Origin of the sequence: Paractinoplanes bogorensis (assembly GCF_018829635.1) — a bacterium.
Taxonomy (GTDB): domain Bacteria; phylum Actinomycetota; class Actinomycetes; order Mycobacteriales; family Micromonosporaceae; genus Actinoplanes; species Actinoplanes bogorensis.
The window spans coordinates 578103-599154 of the sequence record NZ_JAHKKG010000005.1; the positions used below are offsets into that span (position 1 = coordinate 578103).

A 21052-nucleotide genomic window follows, 5' to 3' on the forward strand; every position below is an offset into this window, starting at 1 on the left:
CGGGGAACGCGAAGCCGCCGAGCCTGACTAGGCTCGGCGGTGTGCCCACCCTGACGACGCATGCTGATGCCGTAGCCGCCGCCACCGATCTGGCCGCCGCCCTCGCTCCCGGCGCCGCCGAACGTGACCGCAACGGTGCCGAGGTCGTGCCCACCGAGGCGCTGGCCCGTCTCGACTCCTCGGGCCTGCTCGGCGTCACGATCCCGGTCGAGGACGGTGGGCCCGGACTCGGCCCGTCCACCCTGGCCGAGGTGACCCGCCTGATCGCGGCGGCCGACCCGGCCATCGCCCAGGTGCCGCAGGCCCACTACCTGCTGGTCGACATCCTGGCCGTGCACGGTCCGGAGATCCGCAAGCACCTGTACGCGGATGTGCTGGCCGGACGCCGGATCGGCAACGCGCTGGCGGAGCGGGGCGGCAAGCACGCTCAAGACCTGAGGACGAGGATCGCCGGCGGCCGCCTGAACGGCGTCAAGTACTACACGACCGGTGCCCTGACCAGCGCCTGGATCGCGGTGAGCGCGATCGGCGAAGACGGCCGCCTGGTGCTGGCCTTCGTGCCCCGCGACGCGGCCGGGGTCGCCGTCGACACCGACTGGGACGTCATCGGGCAGCGGGCCACGATCAGCGGCACCGCGACCTTCACCGACGTGCCGGTCGAGTTCGCGCTCGACTACACCCGGGCCTACGAGGTGCCGCAGCAGCTCGGCGCCCGGGCCCAGCTCGTGCACGCCGCCATCGAGGTCGGCATCGCCGGGGGAGCCCTCGCCGACGCCCGGGCCTATCTGCGCGACAAGGCGCGGCCGTCGACCGAGGCCGTCCGGGCCTCTTTTTCGAGGGCGGTCGAGGACCCGCACGTCATGTACCGCTACGGCCGGCTCGCCACCCGCGTGCGCGCCGCCGAGGCCCTCCTCAAAGACGCCGCCCGTACGCTCGACGCGATCGGTCTCGTGCCGCCGTCAGCGTCGTCGGCGGCGGAAGGCTCGCTCGCCGTGGCGGCGGCCAAGGCGTTCGGCAGCGAGGTGGCCGTCGAGGCCGGGTCGGAGCTGTTCGCGTTGTGCGGCACCAGTTCCGCCGCGTCCAAGTACGACCTCGACCGGCACTGGCGCAACGCCCGCACACACAGCGTCCACGACCCGGTCGACTGGAAGTACCACCACCTGGCGGCGTGGGAGCTCAGCGACCTCCAGCCGCCGAACCACGGGCAGCTATAGCGGCGATCTCGTCGCCGGCCAGCGAGGCCGCGCGGAACGTGGTGGTGCCGGTGTCGAGCAGTTCGCGGGCGGCGTTCCGCAAGGCGCCGTACGCGGCCCAGGCCAGCGAGCCGCCGGTCGAGACCCGGCGTACGCCCAGCTCGGCGAGTTCGGCCGTCTCCGGGGTGCCGGCCAGGGCCAGGACGTTGATCGGCGCCGGCACCCCGGCCACGACCCGCGTGATGTCCTGGGGCGTGATCAGGCCGGGCGCGTACGCGACGTCGGCGCCCGCCGCGCGGTAGGCCCGCAGTCGGGCGATGGTGTCGTCCAGGTCGTCGTGTCCGTAGAGCAGGTTCTCGGCCCGCGCGGTCAGGACCACGCCGTAGCGCGCGCAGGCTTCCTTGGCGACGGCCACCCGCGCCGCGCCAGTTTCGAGCGTCTCGACCTGGCCGGTCGCCGGGTCGTAGTCCTCGATCGAGATGCCCGACGCGCCCGCGGCCGCCAGCGCCTCGACTGTCTCGGCGATGTCGTCGTAGCAGCGCTCGGCGTCGACGTTGAGCGGCACGGCGATCACGGTCGTCAGCGCCCGTACGTGCGCGGCCAGCTCGTCCAGCGTGACCTGCTGGTCGGCCTTGCCCAGGGCGGCGGCCAGCCCGGACGAGGTCGTGGCCAGCGCCGGGAAGCCCAGCTCTTCGAGGATCCGGGCCGAGCCGGCGTCCCAGGGGTTCGGCATCAGGAACATCCCGGCGTCGTGCAGCGACCGGAAGCGTGCGCGCATCTCGTCCATGTTTCCGAGCTTAAAGGCTGTTTTTCGAGCAGCCGCCGCCTCCCCCGCCCACCCTGGGACAGCGGACGGCGGCACCTTACGCCACCCGTCTGACAACTCCGGTCGTTGTCCACAGCTCGCGAACCCGTAACCGATGAGTTACGCTTTCGCGGTGGACGATGTGACGGCGGCGATCGCCGATCCCGTACGGCGGCAGATCCTCGAACTGCTCCGCGCCGGTGAGCTGCCCGCGCGCCGCATCGCCGAACGCTTCCCGATCAGCCGCCCCGCCGTCAGCCGTCATCTGCGGGTGCTCCGGGAATGTGGGCTCGTCCACGACACCCTCACCGGGCGGGAGCGCGTCTACCGGGTCGATCCGGCTCCGCTGGCCGAGGTCGGCGACTGGATCGCCGGCTTCGCGCGGCCGGCCGGCTTCTGGGGGCCGCGACTGGACGCGCTCGAGACCGAAGTTCACCGCACGCGGCGCGATCGGCGTGCCCAACGACTGGAGGACACCGCATGACCAATCCACCGACCGGCCGCCTCGTGCCGACGACGACCGGCACCGACCTGGTGATCAGCCGCTCGTTCAAGGCCGGCATCGACGACGTCTGGGCCAGCGTCACCGAGCCCGAGCGCACCGCCCGGTGGTACGGCCGGTGGACCGGCGAGGGCGGCCCGGGGCAGATCATCAAGGTGCAGATGGCGTTCGAGGAGGGCGCCCCCTGGATGGAGATGCGCGTCGACGTCTGCGAGCCCCCGCGGCGGCTCGCCGTGACCAGCGTCGGCGAGGACGGCTGGCAGCTCGAACTCGTGCTGACCGAGGCGGGCGGACGCACCGAGCTGTCGCTGGTCCATCACCTGCCCGGCACCGAGGGTGTCGGCGAGATCGGGCCGGGCTGGGAGTACTACCTCGACATGCTGGTCGCGGCCCGGGAGGGCACCCCGCAGCCGATCTTCGACCATTACTACCCGTCGATGAAGGCATACTTCGAGGAGTTGCGCCCCTGAGCGGGACACCGTCTCCGTCGATGCGTTACCGTGCAGCCTCGAAACAGGGGAGGGCGGCTGGCGATGGTCGATCTGGAAGCCGGGCAGACGGTACGCGGGCATCGCGTCGACGCGGTCGCGGCGGCGGCCATCGTGCTCACCGTCGACGCCGTGTTGTTCCTCGTGGTCGCCGTCATCGGGGTGCCGTTCCTGATGTTCGTCTTCGGCGACGAGGAAGGCACGTGGGCCAGGCTCTGGCCGTACGCGGCGGCGTGGCTGGTCGCCGTGGTCCTGGCGGCCGTCTGCACGGCCACAGTGCTGCGGCTCTCCGGTTTCGGCTCGTACTCGGTGCGCCGGGCCGGCACGGCCGCCGCCCTGGGCACCGCGGTCGCCGCCGCCGTGCTGGCCGCGGCGTCGATCCGCTCGACGCCGAGCCTGGTGCTGATCGCCCTGCCGTTCGCCGTGGCCAACCTGGCCGCCGCGCTGGTGCTGGCCGGTCCCGAGCGGGCGAGCGCGGTGGCCGAGCGGTTCACGATCTTCCGCCCGGCACTCGAAGAGACCCCGGTCCCGCCGGATGAGCCGGAGCCCGCGCCGGTGGACGAATCCGTCTACGAGCGCCCGGCCGAGCCCGACGAGCCGGTCCGCACCCACGACACGATCGACCTGCTGGCCCACGGCGCCCGTCCGCGCCCGTCGGTGTCGCCCCGGCGTTCGCGCGGCCCGGCCGCCCTGCGCACCCACGCGGGCATCCAGCTGCCCCGCCGCGCCCGCCGCCCCCGCGCCGGTCAGTCCACCCGGAAGAGCTGAGCCGTCTTCTCGACCCGGTCGCGATAGCCGGCCCACCAGCCGGCATCGACGTCGGGCATGTTGTCGTTGGTCCGGCTCAGTCCGGCCGCGCCGTCGATGAGTTCGCGCACGATGTCGGCGTGCCCGGCGTGCCGGTAGAGCTCGGCCGTCATGTGTACGAGGATCTGGTGCAGGGTCACCTCGTCGCGACCGGCCTGCCACCACGGCACCCGGCCCGGCCCGTCGAGGGGGAGTGCCTCGATGGTCGCGTCGGCGTGCGCCCAGATCCGGCGGCCGAGCGCGACGATGTCGTCCCGGCTCTCGGACTCGGCCGCCCACATGTCGGCATTCGGGTCGGCGTCGTCGTCCAGCCAGGGCAACGGGTCGGGGAACGGCCGGCCGAACGTCACGCCGAAGTAGACCGCCTCCATGAGGGCGCAGTGCTTGAACAGGCCGAGCAGGTTGGTGCCGGTGGGCACGAGTGGCCGGCGGACGTCGTAATCGGACAGTCCGTCGAGCTTCCAGAGCATGGCTTCGCGGCCGGTGCGGAGATATCGGTGCAGCACGGCCTTGAACGCGTCAGTCATGCGCCGAATAGTGCCATCCGGCCACGTGTCGAGTAGTCAGAGGCGGCGGTAGGAGGCGAACACGACCTCGTGGTTCACCTGGAAGCCGAGCCGCTCGTAGAGCCGGATCGCCGCCGCATTTTCCGCCGCCACGTGCAGGAAGGGCAGGTCGCCGCGTTCCAGGATGCCGGCCGCGACCGCCATCGTCAGGCGGGCGGCGAGGCCCTGACCGCGGAAGGCCGGGTCGGTGCAGACCGCGGACACCTCGGTCCACCCCGGCAGCCGGAACCGCTCGCCCGCCATCGCCACCAGCCGGCCCTCGTGCCGCAGGCCGAGGTAGTTGCCCAGCTCGATCGTGCGCTTGCCGAACGGGCCGGGCTGGGCCCGCTCGACCAGGTCGAGCATCTCGGGCACGTCGGTCTCGGTCAGCCGGACCGTCTCGGGGTCGTGGACCCCGGTCATGGTGTGGCCGGCCATCTGCACGCCGGCGATCACCATCACCGGCTTCCAGCCCTTGGGCGGATGGATCGCCGGGGCGGTGAGCAGCGCCCGGTCGGTCAGGCCGGCCAGGTCGTCCCAGGCGTGGCGGTCACCGGGATCGGCGACCGCGCACCAGGGTCCGACATCGGAGAGGAAACGGGCGGCGTCACCGGACGCCTCGGCGAAGCAGGCCTGCGGCCCCGACAGGGCGGCCCACACGGGATTCTCCAGCACCCCTTCGACCCTGCCGTGCCGCGCCCATGACCGCTAGTGATTAAGCGGAAATTCAGGCCGCCGAGAGATCGGTCAGGGGCTTGCCGGAGCGCGGGCGGGCGACGATCTCGTGCGGCCAGACCGGCTTCGAGAACAGGTAGCCCTGGCCGTACGGGCAGCCCATGCCGGCCAGTTCGGCCCGCTGACCCTCGTCCTCGATGCCCTCGGCGACGACGGCCAGGTCGAGGTTGCGGGCCAGCGTGACGATCGCGTCGACCAGGGCCCGCTGCTGCTCGCTGCCGAGGATGTCGTCGATGAAGGACTTGTCGACCTTGAGCACGTCGACCGGCATCTGGCGCAGGTAGCTCAGCGACGAGTAGCCGGTGCCGAAGTCGTCGATCGCGATCCGCACGCCCAGGGCCCGCAGTTCGCCGAGGTCGCTCCAGACCTGCTCGGCGTCGCGCAGCAGCAGGCTCTCGGTGATCTCGAGCAGCAACCACTCGGGGCGGGCGCCGCTGTCGGCCAGGGCCTGGCGCACCTGCTCGACGAAGCCGGGGGTGCGGAACTGGCGGGCCGACACGTTGACGCTGACGTAGCGCAGCGTGCTCTGCGGGTCGTTGTCGCGCAGCCGGGCGAACTCGGTCAGCGCCGCGCGCAGCACCCACCGGCCGATCTCGACGATGGCGCCGCTCTCCTCGGCCACCTCGATGAAGTGGTAGGGGCCGAGCAGGCCGCGGGCCGGGTGCTGCCAGCGGACCAGCGCCTCGACGCCGACCGTGTCGCCGCTGCCGAGGTCGACGATCGGCTGGTACATGACCGCGAACTGCTCGCCGTCGATCGCCTCGTGCAGCGCGGCCCGGGTCTCGAGGCGCTGCACCATCGCGGTGTGCAGGTCGCTCTGGTAGCGCTGCCAGGTGCCCTTGGTGTCGCCCTTGGCCTGGTAGAGGGCCAGGTCGGCGTGGCGCAGCAGTTCGGTGGCCGAGCCGGCGTCGCGGTTGGTGGCCACGCCGACGCTGGCGGCGCCGCTGACGATGTGGCTGCCGCCGAGGCCGTCGTTGACCTCGACCGGCACGGCCAGGGTCTTGACGATGCGTTCGGCCAGCACCTCGGCGCGGGTGGCGTCGCCGCTCTGCTCGAGGAGGATGGCGAACTCGTCGCCGCCCATCCGGGCCGCGGTGTCGGCCAGCCCGATGATCTGCGAGATGCGCTCGCCCACGCTGACCAGCAGCTGGTCGCCGACGGCGTGCCCGAGGGTGTCGTTGACCTCTTTGAAGTCGTCGAGGTCGACGAAGAGGACGGCGATGGTGGCGTCGTCGCGCTCGGCTACCGAGAACGCCTGCTCGAGGCGGTTGCGGAACAGCACGCGGTTGGCCAGCCCGGTCAGGCCGTCGTGGAAGGCCAGGTGGGACAGGTCGTCGGCGAGGCGGCGCTGGTCGGTGACGTCGCGCATGGTCAGCACCAGGCCGCGTACGGTCGGGTCGTCGCGCAGGTCGCGGCCGGTGCACTCGATCTGCAGCAGCCGGCCGTCGGCGCACAGCACGGCCAGGTCGGTCGCCTCGGACTGGTCACGGCCGGTACGGATCGACTCCAGCGTGTCCAGCAGCGCGGTGTGGTGGCTGATCGCGATCAGCGCCGACAGCGGCGTGCCGGTCAGGTCGGGGTGGCCGAGCACGGTCTCGGCCGACGGGGAGGCGTACGTGATCCGGTCGTCGCCGTCGACGATGAGGATGACGTCGGACGCGTTCTGGATCAGGGTGCGGAAGTAGGCCTCGCTGTTGCGGCGGTTCACCTCGCCGGTCAGCCCGATGCGCTGCAGGACGACCTCGAGCTGGCCGAGCAGCGCCTCGAACGACGGCTGCATCTCGCGCAGCACCGGGGCCGGACCGCGGAGCACACCGGCGCCGACCCGTCCCTCGCCCGGCAGCGGCATGGTGGCGTACAGGAAATGCTCGAATTCATCACCGGCGACGCCCTCGGGCAGCTCGGTGATCGGGAGCAGGCGCATGCCGGGCTGGTGGGGCACGCCGGCGGTGGCGGTGATGCTCAGGCGGTAGGGCTGGTCGGCCGGCATGAGCGCGCCGACGGCCGTGCGGACCGCTTCGGCCGCCTCCGCCTCGGTGCTGGCCGCGAACACGACGGCACTGGCCTGATGCAGGGCGCGCTCGCGGGCCCGGGCCTGCCGCTGGGCCACCGCGAGGCCGTTGACCCGGCCCAGCACCAGCAGGAACATCAGCGCCGCGGCGGCCGCGATGACCGGCGCGTCGACGACCCCGCCGCGGGCCGCCTCGACCTCGTGGCCGTTGATGTATTCGACGTAGAGGACGGCCGGCGCGATCAGGGCGGCCGTGGCCATCAGCACCAGGCGGCCGGTACGCAGATCGGTGCTGACCTGCTGCGGCAGCTTCTCGGTGAGCATCGTCATGGACGGCATGAGCGCGGCCCAGCCCATGACGGCGTAGAACACGATCCAGCCCAGGTCGACCGGGCCGCCCAGCGACCACGCGCTGTTGAGCTGGCTCTGGCCGTAGAAGGTGTCGCTGATCAGCAGGCCGACCATGGCGATGACGATCGCGACGAGGGCCCGCGGCTTGCGGCCGGGACTGGTCAGCATGCGCAGCGTCAGGGCGAGCGCGAGGACGTCGCCGAACGGGTAGCCGATCGAGACCAGCTTCTCGAGGAAGGACAGGTCGTGCGAGCGCGTGAACGGCGCGATCCAGTAGACCCAGGAGAGCAGGCCGATGCCGACGGTGGGCACGAGCGCGTCGAGCAGCGCGGCCCGGTTGCTGGCGCCGCCGCGGGACCGGACGAAGAGCAGGAAGCCGCCCGTGAGGAACACGTAGACGAGCAGGTAGAGGATGTCGGTCGGACCCGGGAAGGCGGGCTCGTGGCCGAGCACGAGGATCAGGTTGTAGAGCGAGTCACCGGTGGTGAAGAAGACCAGCCCGGTGGCGATCAGATACCACGGCAGGGGACGCGAGGGGCGATTGAGCCGTACGCCCACCACGATCATCGCGGCCGACGAATAGCCGAGCAGGGCCCACGTCACGAGGTGCGCACCGGGGAAGGCGTAGTAGACCGCGGTCAACGCCACGATCCACACGCCGAACGCGGCGCGAGCAGCTCGCGTCGTCATCGGCCCCCCTCCAGTTGTCCGGCCCGTCGCGCTTTTGATCGGGCGGCCCGGCCCCGGCCTAAGCATTTGGTGGGATCTCACGACTCCCGGGCGCGCCTATCGTCACTTTTTGGACGACCCTGTCCGACTTTTCGATCTCCGTCGCGACACGTGCCATTGTCGGCGAAGAGACACGGCTCCGACAGCCCGTCGCGGAAGTCGATCGTCACGCGGGACACACTAGAACTCCGGTTACTCCCCGCGCCGCCGGGGAATCGCTCCCGGGTGACGAACGACGAGTCCACGCGCTGGAAGGCGCTCACGGTCGCCCTGGTGGCGGGCTTCATGACCCTGCTCGACGTGAGCATCGTCAATGTCGCCCTGCCCTCGATCCGCGACGAGCTGCAGTTGAGCCCGGCCGAGCTGCAGTGGGTGCTGTCCGGCTACGCGCTCACGTTCGGCCTGCTGCTGGTGCCGGCCGGCCGGTTCGGCGACGCCCGTGGCCGGCGCGACGTCTTCATCGCCGGGCTGGTTCTGTTCACCCTGGCCAGTGCGGCCGCCGGGCTGGCCCAGTCGGCCATGTGGCTGGTCGTGGCCCGGCTCGTGCAGGGCGCGGCCGCCGGTGTGGTCAACCCGCAGGTGTCCGGACTGATCCAGCAGATGTTCGCGCCCCGGGAGCGCGGCCGCCCGTTCGGCCTGCTCGGTGCCACGATCGGTGTCTCCACCGCGGTCGGCCCGCTGCTCGGCGGCATCCTGATCGCCACCATCGGACCGGCCGACGGCTGGCGCTGGATCTTCTATCTGAACGTCCCGATCGGCATCGTCGCCGTGTGGCTCGGCTACCGGTGGATCCCGGTCGCCACCGAACGCAAGCGCCGCGAGAGCCTCGATCCGCTCGGCGTGCTCCTGCTCGGGGTGGGCGTGGTGCTGGTGCTGCTGCCGCTGGTGCAGGAACGCGAGTGGCACGGATCGGGGAAGTGGCTGCTGGTGGTCGCGGGCGCGGCGGTGCTGGCCGGGTTCTGGGCCTGGGAACGGCACTACGGCCGCGCCCGTACGGCCCTGGTCGAACTCGGTCTGTTCCAGGTCCGCTCGTACGCCCTGGGCGCGCTGATCGGCCTGCTCTACTTCGCGGGCTTCACGACGATCTTCTTCATCTACACGCTGTACCTGCAGAGCGGCCTCGGCTACAGCGCACTCGAGGCGGGCCTGGCCATCACCCCGTTCGCGGTCGGGTCGGCGGCCGCGTCGGCGATCGGCGGCCGGTTCGTGCAGCGGTTCGGCCGGCACATGGTCGTCGGCGGGCTGGTCGCGGTGATCGCCGGTCTGGTCGCGACCGACCTCGCGCTGCGGCTCGTGCCGGGTGCCGGCGGGGGCTGGGCGGCCGCGCTGCCGCTGCTGGTGGCGGGCGTGGGCAGCGGGTTTGTGATCAGCCCGAACCAGACGCTGACCCTGGCCGAGGTGCCGGTCGCGCGGGCCGGCAGCGCCGGGGCGGTGCTGCAGACCGGTCAGCGCATCGGCACGGCGATGGGGATCGCGGCCGTGGGCTCGTACTTCTTCAACCGGCTGGCCGCGGGCCAGGGCGACTGGGGCGGCGCCTTCCGGGGTGCGCTGTGGCTGACGGTCGGCTTCGTGGCCGTCGCCCTGGTCGCCGCGCTGGCCGACGTGCTGTCAGGGCGGCGTGAGCGCGTGCCGGACTCCGGCCGTGACGCGGCCGACGTCCCCGGTCGCTAGCACGTCGAGCAGGGCGCCGCGCAGGACGGCCAGGACGGCGGTGCGGTGGGCCAGACCGGCGGGGGAGTCGCGGTCCTCCGCCGGTTGCGATCTCGCCAGCACGTCGAGCCAGTCGCCCACGGTCTCGGCCGCGAACCCGGCCCACGGCCCGTCGGTGGCGCCGAGCGAGCGGGCGTAGGCCTCCACCCACAGGCGCAGCAGCGACGCGTTCGCGGGGGCGGTCAGCCATTCCCACACCGCGAGCCCGGCCGCGTCGGCGCCCAGCGGCAAGTCCTTGCTTAAAACGGACAATTCGTCGGCACGGGCCCGAGCCAGGAGTGAACGGATCAGCCCGTCCTTGCTCTCGAAGAGGAACAACAGCACGCGAGGGCTGGACCCGATGGCGGCGGCGATCGGCCTGAGCGACATATCGGATATGCCGTGTTCCCGTACGTACGTGTAGGCCTTCTCCAGAAGCTCGTCCCGCCGACCCCGCGTCACACGAGTTAGTATGCCAACTGAAACGACCGTTTCAGTGGTGAAGCCGGAGGTGGCGGAATGATCCGGGAACTGGGGCACCCAGGCGATCTCGGCTGGGTGATCCAGGCGCACGGCGAGCTCTACGCCTCGGAGTGGGGCTGGGACACCTCGTTCGAGGCCCTGGTCGCGCGGATTGTCGCCGACTTCGCGGCCGGCCACGACCCGGAGCGGGAGGCGGGCTGGATCGCCGAGCTGGACGGCGTACGGGTGGGCTCGATCTTCTGTGTCGACGGCGGCGACGGGACGGCCGTGCTGCGCATCCTGATCGTGCACCCGGACGCGCGCGGGCACGGCGTCGGCGGTGAGCTGGTCGACACCTGTCTCGGCTTCGCGGCCAAGGCCGGGTACGACCGGATCCGGTTGTGGACGACGAACCTGCAGGGGGCCGCGGGCCGGGTCTACCGGGACCGCGGGTTCGAGCTGCTCGCCGAGGCGCCGCACGAGGGCTTCGGCACCGGCGAGGTGGTCGGGCAGACGTACGGGAAAATGCTCTCAGCCGGCTAGGGCGTCGACCAGGCGCTTGGCCGAACTCGCCAGGTTCCACCGGTCAGCCAGGGCGTACAGCGCCTCCGGGTCCTTCGGCGAGCGTGGCATGGTCGCGTCGAACTCGGGCAGCTTCACATCGAGCGCCACCTTGCAGACCGGCAGCGCCCGGGTCAGGTAGTCGCGGGCGTCGCTCAGCTTGGTGCGAACGCCCGGCGCGAACCCGGCGTCGGGATCGTCCAGCGCGGCCAGGATCTCGTCGACCCCGCCGTACCGCATGATCAGCCGGGCCGCCGTCTTGTCGCCCACGCCGGGCACCCCGGGCAGGCCGTCGCTGGCGTCACCGCGCATGGCCGCGAAGTCGGCGTACCACTTCGCGGGGACCCCGTACTTCGCCTCGACCAGGGCGTTGTCCGCGTCCTCGAGTTTCGACACGCCGCGTCCGCAGTAGAGCAGCCGGGTGCCGCGCTCGTCGTCGACCAGCTGGAACAGGTCGCGATCGCCGGAGACCACCTCGACCGGCCCGGGCTGGGTCGCGGCCAGGGTGCCGAGCACGTCGTCGGCCTCGTAACCGTCGACGCCGAAGGCCGGGATGCCGACCGCCGCGAGCACCTCGAGCAGCACCGGCACCTGCTTCTCGAGCGCGGGCGGCACCACTTCGACGTCGCCGTGGGCCACCCGGTGCTTCTTGTACGACGGCACCAGCTCGACCCGCCAGGCCGGCCGCCAGCTGTTGTCGAGCGCGCACACCACCCGATCGGGCCGCCGGGTGCGCACCAGCTGGGCGATCATGTCCAGGAAGCCCTTGACCGCGTTCACCGGCTCGCCGGCGCTGGTCATGGCGGCCTTCTCGGGCACGCCGTGGAAGGCGCGGAAGTAGAGGCTGGCGGAGTCGACGGCGAGCAGCGGCTGTGCGGTCACCGTGCCACCTTAACGGCACCCTGTCGCCTCTCGACCCTAACGACCGTTAAGCTGGCGTGGTGACAGTCGACCGGATGCTGCCGACCGCCGAAGCCCACGACCTGCTCGACCTGACCCGGGAACTCTGCGAACGCGAACTGGCACCGAAGGCCGCCGATTTCGAGGCGCGCGGCGAGTTCCCCCGCGAGGTGATCCGCACGATCGGGCGCTCCGGCCTGCTCGGCCTGCCCTATCCCGAGGAGTGCGGGGGCGCCGAGCAGCCGTACGAGGTCTATCTGCAGGTGCTGGAGACCCTGGCCGGCACCTGGCTGGCCATGGCCGAGGCGGTCAGCGTGCACACCCTGGCCTGCTATCCGGTCTACGCCCACGGCAGCGAGGCCCAGCGCAAGATGCTGCCCGACATGCTCGGTGGCGAGATGCTGGGCGCCTACTGTCTCTCCGAACCTCAGGGCGGCAGTGACGCGGCCGCGTTGCAGACGAAGGCGACCCGCGACGAGGACGGTCACTGGGTCGTCAACGGCACCAAGGCCTGGATCACGCACGGCCGCGATGCCGATTTCTACAACATTTTCGCCCGTACGGGCGGACCCGGCGCCCGCGGCATCTCCTGTCTCCTGGCCGACGCGGGCACCCCCGGCCTGCACCCGCAGAAGGCCGAGCGGGTCATGGGTCTGCGCTCGTCGGCGCCGTCCCCGATCGTGTTCGACGACTGCCGGGTGGACGCCGACCGGCTGGTCGGCGCCGAGGGGCAGGGCTTCACGATCGCCCTCGAGGCCCTCGACGCGGGCCGGCTCGGCATCGCCGCCTGCGCCGTCGGGCTGGGCCAGGCCGCCCTCGACTACGCGGTGTCCTACGCCCGCGAGCGCGAGCAGTTCGGCCGCCCGATCGCCGACTTCCAGGGGCTGGGGTTCCTGCTGGCCGACATGGCGACCCAGGTGTCGGCGGCCCGGGCCCTGCTGCTGTCGGCGGCCCGGCTCAAGGACGCGGGGCGCCCGTTCTCGATCGAGGCGGCCAAGGCCAAGCTGTTCGCGACCGACGTGGCGATGCGGGTGACCACCGACGCCGTGCAGGTGCTGGGCGGGGCCGGCTACGTCAGCGACCACCCGGTCGAGCGCTGGTTCCGCGAGGCCAAGGTGCTGCAGATCGTCGAAGGCACCAATCAGATCCAGCGGCTGGTGATCAGCCGGTCCCTCGTCCGGGACTGACACGTTTGCGCCGGGTGATCTTCGGTAATCCTGCTGCCATGGACAACATCGAAGGCGTCACCGTGGCCGTCGCCGGTTCCCAGATCGAGGCCGACCTGATCGTCGGCATGCTGCGCAGCAACGGGCTGCGGGCGATCGCGCTGGCGGACGCGGCCGGCGGCCTCGACCCGGCGCTGGCCGTCACCGACGGCGTGCAGGTGCAGGTCAACCCGTCGGACGAAGAGACGGCCCGCGCGTTGCTGGCCGACGCCGAGCGGAACGCGGAGTAGATCGGTTCGGTAGGGTGGCGCCCGTGGAAGAGATCGACCGGGCGATCGTGGGCGCCCTGACCGCGGACGGCCGCCTGTCCTACACCGATCTCGCCGAGCGGGTCGGCCTGAGCGTGTCGGCCGTGCACCAGCGCGTGCGGCGGCTCGAACAGCGGGGCGTCATCGCGGGCTACACGGCCAAGGTCTCGTACGAGGCGCTCGAGCTGCCGCTGACGGCGTTCGTGGCGATCCGCCCGTTCGATCCGTCGCAGCCGGACGACGCGCCCGAGCGGCTGGCCCACCTGTCCGAGATCGACTCGTGCTACTCGGTGGCCGGCGAGGACTTCTACATGCTGCTCGTCCGGGTCGGCAGTCCGGCCGACCTCGAGCGGCTGCTGCAGGAGATCCGGACAGCGGCCAACGTCACCACCCGGACGACCGTGGTCCTCTCCACGCCGTACGAGAATCGCCCCCCGCGCATCTCCGACTCGGTCAGCGCTTCCTAGAGCCGGCGGTCCTTTCAGGCGCGCGTCGCGCGGGCACACTCGGTGATGTAGGGAAGCTGGAACTCGGTGCGGCCGACCAGGTCGGGATGCGTGGCCATGAGCCGGCGTACCTCGCTGAGCAGGGCGGCCCGCTCGTCGGGGGAGAGCAGGATGACGTAGCTGCGCGACGCCACCATGTCGATCAGCCGCTCGGGGCCGAGCGTCTCGGTCCACTCGAAGTGCGCGATCTCGACCGGCCCGAACGGCTCGCCGACGGTCGTGTCGCGTTCGGACTCGGTGCTGCCGATGATCTCGCCGAGGCGGCGCACCCAGTCGGAACGCTCGTCGCGCAGGTTCCACAGCAGACCGATCCGGCCGCCGGGGGAGAGCACCCGGGCCACCTCGGGCGCGGCCCGGGCCGGATCGACCCAGTGCCACGCCTGGGCCACCAGCACGGCGTCGGCCGAGCCGTCGGGCAGCGGAATCTGCTCGGCGCGGCCCAGGTGGGCGGGGACACCGGGCACGGCCGTCCGCAACTGGTCGAGCATGCCCTCGGACGGCTCGACCGCGGTCACCGGCAGGCCACGGTCGCGGATCTGGCGGGTCAGCTTGCCCGTCCCGGCCCCGAGGTCGATCACCCGGGGTGTGCCCGGCGGCAGCAGCCAGTCGAGAGCGGCGGCGGGATAGGTCGGCCGGCCCCGCTCGTAGATCTCGGCGGCCGGCCCGAACGAGTTGGCGTGTGCGGCGCGGTCGTTCATGTTGACCATGGTATCGATCCGCGACGATCGGGGGGCGGCGTTGTTTGAGTCCGGGCTTGCGCGGGAATCCTCTGAGCACGCCGAAAACCACGGAGGACTGAGCAATGAGCTTCACTGACAAGGTCAAGAACGAGGCCGAAGAGCTGACCGGCAAGGCGAAGCAGGCCGTGGGTCGCGCGACCGACAACGAGCGGCTGGTGGCCGAGGGCCAGGCTCAGGAGACGGCGGCCAACGCCAAGCAGGCCGGTGAGCACGTCAAGGACGCCGGCAAGGACGTCAAGGACGCCTTCAGCTAGGTCAGACATACGAAAAGGGGGCCCGAGGGCCCCCTTTTCGCTATTCCGCTGCTTCCTGGGCTTCCTGCTTGCGCCACCAGTCCTGACCCGACTGGGGGAGCGTGTCGATCGGGTCGTAGTAGGCGTAGAGCTTGGACAACGCCTCGTCGTCGTTCTGCTCGATCGAGGTGCGGTAGTTCTTGGTCCAGTACGAGATGCCGTGCTCCCGGTCGTACTCGCTGACCATGTGCACCCAGCGCTTGCCCACGAACGGCACGTCACACACGATCCGTGGCGTCGCGTAACCGGGCAGGTAGCCCATCATGTCGTGCTGCAGCTGCTGGGCGTGCCACACCGGCACCCGCCAGTGCTCCGCGTTGGGGATCATGTCGCACATGTAGAAGTAGTACGGCAGGATCCCGGCCTCGCCCTGCAGCCCGAAGCACAGGTCGAGCAGGTCGGCCGTCGTCGCGTTCACGCCCCGCATCAGCACACCCTGGTTGCGCACGTCGCGCACGCCCACCTCGAGCAGCGTCTGCGCGGCCTTGGCGACCAGCGGGGTCAGCGAGTTCACGTGGTTGACGTGGGTGTGCACGGCCAGGTTGACGCCCCGCCGCTGGGCCGTGATGGCCACCCGGTGCAGGCCCTCGACCACGTCGTTCTGCAGCCAGTGCTGAGGGAGGCCCATCAGTGCCTTGGTCGCGAGCCGGATGTCGCGCACGGTCGGCACCGAGAGCAGACCCATCAGGTACGCCTCGAGCTGCTTCCACGGCACGTTCGCCACATCACCGCCGCTGACCACCACGTCGCGTACGCCCGGGTGGGCCTTGAGGTAGGTCAGGTGCGCGTCGTAGCGGTCGACCGGCTTGAGCGACAACTTCAGCTTGTCGACCGTCGGGGTGCTGTTACCGACCAGGTCCATCCGGGTGCAGTGCCCGCAGTACTGGGGGCAGGTGGACAGCAGTTCGGCCAGGACCTTGGTCGGGTAGCGGTGGGTGAGCCCCTCGGCCACCCACATGTCGTGCTCGTGCAGCGAGTCGCGGGCCGAGTGCGGGTGCGACGGCCAGTCCAGGTGCCGGTCGGTCGCCACCGGCAGCATGTAGCGCCGGATCGGGTCGGCGTAGAACGACTCCGTATCGGGCGTGGCGTCCGGCACCATCGTGTTGAGCATCTGCGGCGGGATCAGCATCGACATCGTGGCCAGGCGTTTCTGGTCGGTCTCGAGGTCGTCGTAGAAGCTCTTGTCGAGCAGGTCGCCCATCACGGCGTACAGCTGCTTGACGTTCTTGACGCAGTTCACCCGCTGCCACTGCGCCGACTGCCACTGCTCGGCGGTCACGTCACGCCACCCGGGGAAACGTGTCCAGTCCGGTTCGACCAGGGGGCGGCGGCGGTACTCGTACGGCTGTCCGGCGGGCTGAGTCACTGACGCCTCCTTTGGCGATCGTTCCGTCCCCACCCACGCTAGCGGAGAATTTCCGGCACAGTAAACATCAGGCTGGAGAATTTACGGTACGGATACCGGACTGTGCCCATGATTTCCGGCGTGACGGGCCGGTAGGTGGACAGAGCACCGATCCGGAAGACTGGCCGTCATGAGCGAAACCCCCTCGGTCCTGTTCACCCACGGCCGCTTCTACTCCGCCGCCGACCCGCGGGCCACCGCCATGCTGGTCCGCGACGGCCGGATCGCCTGGCTGGGCGCCACCCCGGACGCTCCCGCCGCCGACCGCACCGTCGACCTCGAGAACACGCTGGTCACCCCCGCCTTCGTCGACGCGCACATCCACGCCACCGACACCGGTCTGGCCATCGACGGATTGGACCTTTCGCCCGTACGGACCAGCGGTGAGCTTCTCGAGGCGGTGCGCGCGTTCGCGGTGACCCGTCCGCCGGGCGCGGTCGTGCATGGTCACGGGTGGGACGAGTCGACCTGGGCCGACCAGACGCTGCCGACCGCGGCCGAACTCGATCGCGCCGCCGAGGGGCGGCGGGTCTACCTGTCGCAGGCCTCGGTCCACTCCGCTCTGACCTCGCCGGCCCTGCTCGACGCGGCGGGCCTGCCGACCGGCGAGAGCCTGGTCAAAGAAGAGAAGCACCACGCCGTACGGGCCCTCGCCCTCAACGACCTCAGCCCGTCGCAGCGCACCACGGCGCAACGGGCCGCCCTCACCCGGGCCGCCTCCCTCGGCATCGCGGCCGTGCACGAGTGCGGCGGCCCCGGCACGTCCAGCGAGGCCGACCTCACCTCGGTCCTCGCGCTGAGCGGGCAGGGCCTGCCCCGGGTGTTCGGCTACTGGGGCGAACTCGGGGGTGCCCTCAAGGCCAAGGAACTCGGCGCGGTCGGGGCGGCCGGTGACCTCTACGCCGACGGTGCCCTGGGCTCCCGGACGGCGTCGGTCCGCGAGCCGTTCCTCGACGGGCACGGCGGCTGCGGCGAGGCCTTCGTGACCGCCGAGCAGGCCGCCGAGCACCTGCTCGACTGCGTCACGGTCGGCGTGCAGGGCGGCTTCCACGCGATCGGTGACGCGGCCATCGAGACCGTGCTCGAGGGGTTCGCGCTGGCCGCCAAGACGGTCGGGGTCGACGCCGTCCGCGAGGGCCGGCACCGGGTCGAGCACGTCGAGCTGATCGACAAGGCGATGATCGCCCGGATGGTCGAATTCGGGGTGGTCGCCTCGGTGCAGCCGGTCTTCGACGCGCTGTGGGGCGGCCCCGACCGGATGTACGCGCAGCGCCTCGGTGTCGAGCGGGCGATGACCTCGAACCCGATCGGCGCGATGTACGCGACCGGCGTGCAGCTGGCCTTCGGCTCCGATTCGCCGGTGACGCCGCTCGACCCGTGGGCGGTCGTGGTGGCGGCCGCGGCCCCGCGCAACCCGGTCTACCGGATGAGCGTGCGGGCGGCGTTCGCGGCCTCGACCCGGGGCGGCTGGCGGGCCGCCCTGGTCGACGACGCGGGGGTGCTGGCGCCCGGGGCGGCGGCCACCTTCGCGGTGTGGGAGACGCCTGCGGGCGTACGGGAAGGGTTGCCTGTTCTTCTGCCCGACGCCGAGGGTGCGACTCCGGATCGGCCGGTGTGCCGCCGGACGGTCCTCGACGGCGAGACGATCTTCGAAGCCTGACGGTCTCGGACGGGTGTCGCCGGCAAATTTGGCACTACCGGAATCCGGACACCGGGCAGGTGACGGTCAGTGAGCCGCCCGCCTGGCCCGGGCCGGGTGTCCGTGACCCGCGCGTCCGCTCCTGGACATCCTTTCCCGTACGCCCTCAAGCCGTCTTACGCGGGGCATATCCGCTGGACGCGTCCGGGGGAGGGCGGTGCGGGGGCCACGGTGATCGACTGGCCCGGCGTCCCACCAGTCGGCACGCCGGTGGAGATCGATCACTGTCAGCCCGATGACCGGTGGTGAACAGCCTGTAGCCCGAACGGGTACGGCACATGACACGCCGACGAACCCGACACGCCCGGGAGCGTGTACGGCGGTTGACAGGACCGCGGGGGACGGACGTACCGTCGTCCAATCCTGAGCACGGAGAGCGACTCTTGTCCGCTCCGTTCTCCCGCCCACTGGCCCGCAGTCCTCGCAGGGGTCGCGCGTTCAGCCAGGTCCAGGGGGCGGGGGTCGGCGGGGCGGTGCGGACCGGTCGCGTCCGCGGTGGGCCCGAGGATCGAACGGCGCCAGTAGACAACGGCGTGACCCGCGCAGCCGGCGCGGAGCACGCCGGTCCGAAGGTGACCGCGACGTCCGTACGGCCCACCGGCCGTGCCCGGGACGGCAGAAGGCACACGAGGCGCGTCCCGTCCGGGCCGCGCCTCGTCCCTCCTCTCCTCCCGCTTTGTTCTCGGATCGATGCACGGCCCGCCCCGCCTGTCCGATTCCGGCCGGACGGGGGCAGGTAGCCTTCCGCGAGTGGAAATGACGTTGCAGCCCCCGGCTTCGCCGCAGGTCACAGCGGCGACGGCACCGCCTCCGCTGCGGTTGCCGGTCGCCCTGGTGCTGGCCGTGCTCGCGGGCGGGGCGCTGCTGGTCGCGCTGCCGCCGTACGGGCTGTGGTGGCTCTCCCCGGCCGGCGTGGCCCTGTTCGCCGCGGCGGTGCACCGGCGACGGTTGCGGGCCGGGTTCTGGCTCGGGTTCGTCACCGGGCTCGTGCTGTTCGTGCCGCTGCTCTGGTGGACCAGTTTCGCGGCCGGGTGGCTGCCCTGGATGCTGCTGTCGCTGGCCGAGTCGGTGATCTTCGGGCTGCTCGGCCTGGCGTCGGCCTGGCTGTCGCCGGTGATCGACCGGTGGCGCGGGTCGTGGCCGCTGCTCGCCGGGCTGCTCTGGGTGGCCCAGGAGGCGCTGCGCGACCGGGCCCCGTTCGGCGGCTTCCCGTGGGGGCGGCTCGCCTTCAGCCAGGACGACGGCCCCGCGCTGCGCCTGGCCGCGTACGGGGGAGCCCCGCTCGTCACCTTCGCCGTGGCCGCCGCCGGTGGTGCCCTGGTCGCGCTGGCCTGGCGCCGGTGGCGTCCCCCGGCCGCGGGCCCGGCCCTCGGGTTCGCCGTCGTGGCCGGCGCGCTGATGGCCGGCCCGCTGCTCGTCCCGGTGTATCAGCCCGGTGCCGAGACGGCCACCGTCGCCATCGTGCAGGGCAACGTGCCGCGGCTCGGGCTCGACTTCAACGCCCAGCGCCGCGCTGTGCTCGACAACCACGTCTCCGGCACGGAGAAACTCGCGGCCGAGGTCGCAGCCGGCCGCCAGAAGCAGCCCGACGTGGTGATCTGGCCGGAGAACTCCAGCGACATCGACCCGCTGCGCAACTCCGACGCCGCCTCGGTCATCTCCCGCGCGGCCGACCTGATCAAGGCGCCGATCCTGGTCGGCACCGTGCTGCGCACCGACACCCCGGGCGACATCGAGAACGCCGGCATCCTGTGGAACCCGGGCACCGGCCCCGACCTCGAGCAGAAATACGTCAAGCAGCACCCGGTGCCGTTCGCCGAGTACGTGCCGCTGCGCCCGGTCGCCCGGCTGGTCACCGACAAGGTCGACCTGGTCCGCAACATGTTGTCCGGCGACCACGTGGGGGTCCTGCGCACCGGCCGGGTCGCCATCGGTGACGTCATCTGCTTCGAGGTGGCATATGACGACATCGTCCGCGACACTGTGACTTCAGGGGCACAGGTGTTCGCGGTGCAGACCAACAACGCCACCTTCAACGAGGCCGAGGCTCGTCAGCAACTCGCCATGGTGCGGTTGCGGGCGGTCGAGCACGGCCGGGAGGCGCTGATGGCCTCCACGGTCGGTGTGTCCGCGTTCGTCGGAGCCTCGGGTCAGGTCTATGACGAGAGCGGCTTCAACACCGCCGCGGTGATGGTGCGTGACATGCATCTGGACGGTTCCACTACGCTGGCCACTCGTCTGGGCCATTGGCCCGAGATGGCGATGGTCGCGTTGACGATCCTCGCCCTGGCCGGTGCGCTGCCGATGCGCCGCCGCCGGCGCACCACGAACGATGCTGCGGAGGCACGGTGAGCGAGGCGGAAGGTTACCCCGGGGTGGGGCGGGTTCTAGTGGTGATCCCGACCTACAACGAGGCGGACAACATCCGCCTGATCACCGAGCGGGTCCGCCGCGCGGTGCCCGTGGTCGACATCCTGATCGCCGACGACAACTCGCCCGACGGCACCGGCCGGATCGCCGACGAGCTGTCCGAGGCCGACGACCACATCTTCGTGCTGCACCGGGCGGGCAAGGAAGGGCTCGGGGCGGCGTACAAGGCCGGTTTCGCCTGGGCCAAGAACAAGGGCTACGACGCCGTCGTCGAGATGGACGCGGACGGCTCCCACGCCCCCGAGGAGCTCCCCAAACTGCTCGACGCACTGGGCGACACCGACGCCGTGCTCGGCGCCCGCTACATCCCCGGTGGCAGCGTGCACAACTGGCCGGTGCGCCGGCTGCTGCTCTCCCGGGGCGGCAACATCTACATCCGGATGGCGCTGCGCATGCCGTTCCGCGACGCCACCGGCGGCTACCGCGCCTACCGCATGCCGGTCCTCGACGAGATCAACTTCGAGACGGTCGCCTCCACCGGCTACTCGTTCCAGGTCGAGCTGGCCTGGCGGGCCTATCAGGCCGGTTTCCGGATCGCCGAGGTGCCGATCACGTTCACCGAGCGCGAACACGGCGTCAGCAAGATGAGCGGCAACATCTTCAAGGAACAGCTGCTCAGGGTCACTCTGTGGGGCGTGCAGGCGCGCCGTGAGGCGGTCCGCAAGCGGTTCGGCCGGAAGGCGGCCGAAGGCTCGACCTGGCCCTAAGCGCAGTCTCAGGAAGCCGT

The 21052-nt window shown here is 71.5% G+C and carries 21 protein-coding genes; 13 read left to right on the top strand and 8 right to left on the bottom strand.

All coding sequences use genetic code 11. The annotated features are described in order from the left end of the window. Positions 1-41: 41 nt before the first annotated feature. Positions 42-1214, top strand: a complete 1173-nt coding sequence (locus KOI35_RS18100; RefSeq protein ID WP_308121051.1) for an acyl-CoA dehydrogenase family protein — start codon at positions 42-44, stop codon at positions 1212-1214. On the opposite strand, the gene KOI35_RS18105 is transcribed toward KOI35_RS18100, so the two are convergent. Further along, positions 1177-1980 carry an isocitrate lyase/PEP mutase family protein gene (locus KOI35_RS18105; protein ID WP_215788629.1) on the bottom strand — a complete coding sequence of 268 codons (804 nt, stop codon included), beginning with the start codon at positions 1978-1980 and terminating at the stop codon, positions 1177-1179. The two genes, KOI35_RS18100 and KOI35_RS18105, sit on opposite strands and share 38 nt — an antisense overlap. A 151-nt stretch (positions 1981-2131) precedes the next feature. Here KOI35_RS18105 and KOI35_RS18110 point away from each other — a divergent pair, with 151 nt between their 5' ends. The 3 genes from KOI35_RS18110 to KOI35_RS18120 all read left to right on the top strand — a co-directional run bounded on the left by KOI35_RS18110 (position 2132) and on the right by KOI35_RS18120 (position 3756). Further along, on the top strand, positions 2132-2482 hold the full coding sequence (locus tag KOI35_RS18110; RefSeq protein ID WP_308121052.1) for an ArsR/SmtB family transcription factor: 351 nt from the start codon (positions 2132-2134) through the stop codon (positions 2480-2482). Next, positions 2479-2970, top strand: coding sequence for an SRPBCC family protein (locus KOI35_RS18115; RefSeq protein WP_215788631.1), 492 nt, complete (start codon positions 2479-2481; stop codon positions 2968-2970). The genes KOI35_RS18110 and KOI35_RS18115 overlap by 4 nt, the downstream gene beginning before the upstream one ends. Positions 2971-3033: 63 nt before the next feature. Beyond that, positions 3034-3756: a hypothetical protein gene (locus KOI35_RS18120; RefSeq protein WP_215788632.1), complete on the top strand. Its 723-nt coding sequence runs from the start codon at positions 3034-3036 to the stop codon at positions 3754-3756. Here the strand turns inward: KOI35_RS18120 and KOI35_RS18125 are convergent. From KOI35_RS18125 to KOI35_RS18135, 3 genes are read right to left on the bottom strand one after another with little or no spacing between them, the layout of a single operon-like run. Next, positions 3735-4322 (bottom strand): DinB family protein, encoded by a 588-nt coding sequence (locus tag KOI35_RS18125; RefSeq protein WP_215788633.1) that lies wholly within the window; start codon positions 4320-4322, stop codon positions 3735-3737. The genes KOI35_RS18120 and KOI35_RS18125 overlap by 22 nt on opposite strands. A 36-nt stretch (positions 4323-4358) precedes the next feature. Further along, entirely contained in the window at positions 4359-5015 is a 657-nt protein-coding gene (locus KOI35_RS18130) for a GNAT family N-acetyltransferase (protein ID WP_215788634.1), read from the bottom strand. A gap of 52 nt (positions 5016-5067) precedes the next feature. Continuing rightward, positions 5068-8127, bottom strand: coding sequence for a putative bifunctional diguanylate cyclase/phosphodiesterase (locus tag KOI35_RS18135; protein ID WP_215788635.1), 3060 nt, complete (start codon positions 8125-8127; stop codon positions 5068-5070). A gap of 264 nt (positions 8128-8391) precedes the next feature. Between KOI35_RS18135 and KOI35_RS18140 the strand changes: the two genes are divergently transcribed. Further along, positions 8392-9837: an MFS transporter gene (locus KOI35_RS18140; protein ID WP_308121053.1), complete on the top strand. Its 1446-nt coding sequence runs from the start codon at positions 8392-8394 to the stop codon at positions 9835-9837. Here KOI35_RS18140 and KOI35_RS18145 read toward each other — a convergent pair. After that, complete coding sequence (locus tag KOI35_RS18145; protein ID WP_308121054.1) at positions 9775-10317, bottom strand: TetR/AcrR family transcriptional regulator; 543 nt, start codon at positions 10315-10317, stop codon at positions 9775-9777. The genes KOI35_RS18140 and KOI35_RS18145 overlap by 63 nt on opposite strands. Before the next feature lie 57 nt (positions 10318-10374). Between KOI35_RS18145 and KOI35_RS18150 the strand changes: the two genes are divergently transcribed. After that, positions 10375-10860 carry a GNAT family N-acetyltransferase gene (locus tag KOI35_RS18150; RefSeq protein WP_215788636.1) on the top strand — a complete coding sequence of 162 codons (486 nt, stop codon included), beginning with the start codon at positions 10375-10377 and terminating at the stop codon, positions 10858-10860. Here KOI35_RS18150 and KOI35_RS18155 read toward each other — a convergent pair. After that, complete coding sequence (locus KOI35_RS18155; RefSeq protein WP_308121055.1) at positions 10849-11760, bottom strand: 5'-3' exonuclease; 912 nt, start codon at positions 11758-11760, stop codon at positions 10849-10851. The genes KOI35_RS18150 and KOI35_RS18155 overlap by 12 nt on opposite strands. A gap of 59 nt (positions 11761-11819) precedes the next feature. Here KOI35_RS18155 and KOI35_RS18160 point away from each other — a divergent pair, with 59 nt between their 5' ends. From KOI35_RS18160 to KOI35_RS18170, 3 genes are read left to right on the top strand one after another with little or no spacing between them, the layout of a single operon-like run. Further along, a complete protein-coding gene (locus tag KOI35_RS18160; RefSeq protein ID WP_215788637.1) occupies positions 11820-12965 on the top strand; it encodes an acyl-CoA dehydrogenase family protein in 1146 nt (381 codons plus the stop codon). Between the two features lie 38 nt (positions 12966-13003). Then, the gene (locus KOI35_RS18165; RefSeq protein ID WP_215788638.1) at positions 13004-13234 is read left to right on the top strand and encodes a hypothetical protein; all 231 of its coding nucleotides are present in this window, start codon (positions 13004-13006) and stop codon (positions 13232-13234) included. 23 nt (positions 13235-13257) lie between these two features. Beyond that, positions 13258-13719 (top strand): Lrp/AsnC family transcriptional regulator, encoded by a 462-nt coding sequence (locus KOI35_RS18170; protein ID WP_215788639.1) that lies wholly within the window; start codon positions 13258-13260, stop codon positions 13717-13719. Positions 13720-13733: 14 nt separating this feature from the next. Here KOI35_RS18170 and KOI35_RS18175 read toward each other — a convergent pair whose 3' ends face one another. Further along, entirely contained in the window at positions 13734-14456 is a 723-nt protein-coding gene (locus KOI35_RS18175; RefSeq protein ID WP_215788640.1) for a class I SAM-dependent methyltransferase, read from the bottom strand. 104 nt (positions 14457-14560) lie between these two features. On the opposite strand from KOI35_RS18175, the gene KOI35_RS18180 reads away from it, so the two are divergent. Then, positions 14561-14752 carry a CsbD family protein gene (locus KOI35_RS18180; RefSeq protein ID WP_215788641.1) on the top strand — a complete coding sequence of 64 codons (192 nt, stop codon included), beginning with the start codon at positions 14561-14563 and terminating at the stop codon, positions 14750-14752. 40 nt (positions 14753-14792) lie between these two features. Here KOI35_RS18180 and KOI35_RS18185 read toward each other — a convergent pair whose 3' ends face one another. After that, positions 14793-16157, bottom strand: a complete 1365-nt coding sequence (locus KOI35_RS18185) for a KamA family radical SAM protein (protein ID WP_215788642.1) — start codon at positions 16155-16157, stop codon at positions 14793-14795. A gap of 169 nt (positions 16158-16326) precedes the next feature. On the opposite strand from KOI35_RS18185, the gene KOI35_RS18190 reads away from it, so the two are divergent. The 3 genes from KOI35_RS18190 (at position 16327) to KOI35_RS18200 (ending at position 21032) form a co-directional block, all read left to right on the top strand. Then, positions 16327-17856: an amidohydrolase gene (locus KOI35_RS18190; RefSeq protein WP_246613264.1), complete on the top strand. Its 1530-nt coding sequence runs from the start codon at positions 16327-16329 to the stop codon at positions 17854-17856. Positions 17857-18651: 795 nt separating this feature from the next. Further along, positions 18652-20247 (top strand): apolipoprotein N-acyltransferase, encoded by a 1596-nt coding sequence (gene lnt / locus KOI35_RS18195; protein WP_215788854.1) that lies wholly within the window; start codon positions 18652-18654, stop codon positions 20245-20247. Then, positions 20244-21032, top strand: a complete 789-nt coding sequence (locus tag KOI35_RS18200) for a polyprenol monophosphomannose synthase (RefSeq protein WP_215788643.1) — start codon at positions 20244-20246, stop codon at positions 21030-21032. The genes lnt and KOI35_RS18200 overlap by 4 nt, the downstream gene beginning before the upstream one ends. The last annotated feature ends 20 nt before the right edge of the window (positions 21033-21052 follow it).